The following is a 3,244-nucleotide window of genomic DNA, read 5'->3' as shown; positions in this document are numbered from 1 at the left end:
GACAGGTCGCAGGTTCGACTCCTGCAGGGCGGGCCATTTTTGCGTTTTGTTTTATTCAAAAGGCAACACCTGAATAAAATTTACGCCAGCAAAGTTTTATGGGCTTCAAGACTTAAACGAGGCCCATAACCGGCAACCACCTGTGAAGCTGCGCGACTGGCTAAATCACCCGCCTCGGCAAAGGACATATTATGGGTAATACCGTAAATAAAAGCGCCGGCAAACATATCGCCAGCGCCATTGGTATCAATAGCCTTAACCGCATAGGGTTTAATACGGTGTAGCTGGTGGCCATCAAAGACAACAGCACCCTCTGCACCCAGCGTAATAGCAAATGTTGTTGCCACTTGTTTAATCGCTGCAATCGCTTCATCTATATTTTGCGTACCTGCCCAACCCAATGCTTCGTCCTTATTACAAAACAATAGATCAACACCGTCGCCAATCATTTCCTGTAAACCCGACTTAAAGAATTGCACCATGCCGGGATCAGAAAGACTGATAGCCGTTTTGACTTGGTTTTCAACCGCCAGCTCTCGCGCTTTAACCGCTGCCGCACGACCGGTATCGGATGTCACCAAATACCCTTCGATATAAACATATTCTGAATCTGCCAGCGCGGCTTGATTAATATCAGCCTCTGAAAGAGTTTCACTGACACCCAAAAAAGTATTCATGGTGCGCTCGGCATCCGGCGTAATCATTACCAGACATTTGCCGGTAATACCGTCAACTTTATCGCCGGAAAAATCGCTATCAACACCGCTTTGCTTTAAATCGTTAAGGTAAAATTCGCCATTTTCATCATTGGCCACTTTGCAGGAATAGTAAGCACTAGCACCAAAGCTGCTGGCAGCGACAACACTGTTGCAAGCTGAACCTCCGCTAGCGCGCTTTGAGTGAACCAGATGGCTTTTAAGATTCTCGATCAACTGATGCTGACGGGTTTCATCAACCAGTGTCATCAAACCTTTTTCAATTTGAAAGGTGTCCAGATCACCATCCGTTACGTCAATTTCAGTGTCGACCAATGCGGCACCGAGGCCATAGATATGATATTTCGCCATTGTTTTATTCTCGTTAGTGATGTTTTTGCGCTATTGATTATGTTGAGCAAGCCTTGATCTCAGGACATCCATACCCGGTTTATTTTTCAGGATTTCCTCCATACTCAGGCCTACTAACTCATGAGGAAAAACCAGCCATTCATCCGTTTGATGAACAAAATAATCCGGCTCTGTACCCACCTGATTATTATTAGGTTTGTAATAAGCGGTGGCAACCCGAATGTGCGGTGTGTTGTCACCGCAATAGTTTTTAATCTCTGCAATCACTTGTCGCACACTTAAACCGGTGTCGTGGACATCATCAACAATCAATAATCGTTCACTCGCCGCAATCGTGTCCGTGACATAGCTCAAACCCTGCACCTTCACCTCAGCTGCCTGCTTTTCTATACCCTCATACAAAGCAGTGCGAATAGCAATATGGTCGCAGTGATATTCGAAATACTCAAATAATTCATGCACCGCAATAGCTACGGGAGCCCCACCACGCCAAATAGCGACGATTAAGTCCGGTCTATAATCGCTATCGAGTATTTTTAGCGCAAGATTAAAAGAATCATCTAATAGTTGCTGTGCACTGATATAGTGTTTATTCATAGAGGCTTAATCAGGAAATTATGCACAGCATTATAAACCAGTAGCCGGCTCCGAACTATGCACTTGACTATTCACCGCAGTGATTAGATGACAAAGAATCCAGATTCGTACTACTATTAGTCATTAATCATCAATGCCCGAAATAATAATAGGCGATTGCCCCATCGGTCATTGATCAACAGCCGTTGTCAGGAGTTAAACCTTTGTCCCTTTTTGAAGCTATTATCCTTGGTATTATCCAAGGCCTTACCGAGTTTTTACCTGTTAGCAGCAGTGGCCATCTGGAATTAGGCAAGGCTATATTAGGGGATACCAGTATTCCGCAGGAAAGCATGATGTTTACCGTGGTTGTGCATTTTGCCACGGCGCTGGCCACCATGGTGGTGTATAGAGCGGAAGTTATGCGCATTATTGCCGGCCTATTCCAGTTTAGTTACAACGACCAATGTCGGTTTTCGGTAAAAATTATTATCAGCATGATTCCGGCCGCCATTGTTGGCGTTATGTTTGCCGATGAAATGGAGGCACTTTTTGATCGACAAATATTACTGGTGGGCTTGATGCTATGGGTCACCGGACTTTTATTAATCGTGGCAGATCGTGCACAAAACACCAACAAGGACGTCTCATTTAAGCATTCAATCATTATTGGCCTATCGCAGGCGATTGCCATTTTGCCAGGTATCTCCCGTTCAGGAGCGACCATCTCTACCTCGGTACTATTAGGTGTTGACCGCACCAAGGCCGCTAGTTTTTCCTTTCTGATGGTAGTGCCACTAATTTTGGGGAAAATAGCTAAAGACCTGCTGGATGGCGGCATGAATATAAGCAACGACCAAAGCAGTATTTTAGTAGCCGGCTTTGTCGCCGCGTTTGTCACTGGCTTATTTGCCTGCCAATGGATGATTAAGCTGGTACGCAATGCTCAGCTTAAATACTTTTCCTATTATTGTTTTGTGGTGGGAACGCTCGCTATCGGCTATCAGTTACTCTAAAAAATACTGGATCTTTAGCTTGGGAACCTACAATCCGCACCTCCTTCTATGACAGTAAACTAGTTCCTGTAACTAGTCAGCCTCAAGCTATCGCGCTTTACCCCAAAAAAGATATGTTATATCATTAACATATTCACCCACTATAATACGTCTTAACACGGGTACATAAGTACACGAGGCCAGCCGATGCTAAAATATTATGCTCTGATCACTGTCTTTTTTTTCAGCCCAATGTCCATCGCTGAAAACTCATCACAGCACCATGATGATCATCATGATCAAAGTGACCAACATTCAACATCTGAGCAACAAGCGCATTTGCACGGTGTTGCAGAATTAACCTTAGCTATCGAAGGCAACAAGCTTGAAATAAGCTTGGAATCACCGGCAGTCAATATTGTTGGCTTTGAGCACAAAGCTACCTCTAAACAACAAATTAAAGCCGTCGAGCAAGCCAAATCGATATTGGAATCCTCGCCTCGCTTATTCTCGTTCTCCGGCAGCGATTGCGTTCTGCAGCAAGCTTCAGTCGATATGTCGGCATTAATCGAGCAAGACCACCATGATCATCATGATGATGAACAT

Annotated in this window: 4 protein-coding genes; 2 read left to right on the top strand and 2 right to left on the bottom strand. The window is 44.5% G+C overall.

Annotation, left to right across the window (positions count from 1 at the left end; all coding sequences use genetic code 11):
• Window positions 1–80: 80 nt before the first annotated feature.
• Both AACP44_RS08885 and AACP44_RS08880 read right to left on the bottom strand, forming a co-directional pair.
• The gene (locus AACP44_RS08885) at window positions 81–1,067 is read right to left on the bottom strand and encodes an adenosine kinase (RefSeq protein ID WP_339340172.1); all 987 of its coding nucleotides are present in this window, start codon (window positions 1,065–1,067) and stop codon (window positions 81–83) included.
• A gap of 30 nt (window positions 1,068–1,097) precedes the next feature.
• Window positions 1,098–1,664 (bottom strand): phosphoribosyltransferase family protein, encoded by a 567-nt coding sequence (locus AACP44_RS08880; RefSeq protein WP_339340171.1) that lies wholly within the window; start codon window positions 1,662–1,664, stop codon window positions 1,098–1,100.
• Between the two features lie 203 nt (window positions 1,665–1,867).
• On the opposite strand from AACP44_RS08880, the gene AACP44_RS08875 reads away from it, so the two are divergent.
• Both AACP44_RS08875 and AACP44_RS08870 read left to right on the top strand, forming a co-directional pair.
• Window positions 1,868–2,659 carry an undecaprenyl-diphosphate phosphatase gene (locus AACP44_RS08875; protein ID WP_339340170.1) on the top strand — a complete coding sequence of 264 codons (792 nt, stop codon included), beginning with the start codon at window positions 1,868–1,870 and terminating at the stop codon, window positions 2,657–2,659.
• A gap of 186 nt (window positions 2,660–2,845) precedes the next feature.
• Window positions 2,846–3,244, top strand: a 399-nt coding sequence (locus AACP44_RS08870) for a DUF2796 domain-containing protein (RefSeq protein ID WP_339340169.1), incomplete at its 3' end; no start/stop codon positions are given.

The organism is uncultured Oceanicoccus sp. (genome assembly GCF_963968385.1).
Lineage (GTDB): Bacteria > Pseudomonadota > Gammaproteobacteria > Pseudomonadales > Dasaniaceae > Oceanicoccus.
Note: the sequence above shows the minus strand (reverse complement) of the source record. Positions and strands in the feature narration are given on the sequence as shown.

Coding starts and splice junctions, on each gene's coding strand:
- AACP44_RS08885 (WP_339340172.1), bottom strand. CDS start 1,067: ATGGCGAAATATCATATCTATGGCCTCGGTGCCGCATTGGTCGACACT.
- AACP44_RS08880 (WP_339340171.1), bottom strand. CDS start 1,664: ATGAATAAACACTATATCAGTGCACAGCAACTATTAGATGATTCTTTT.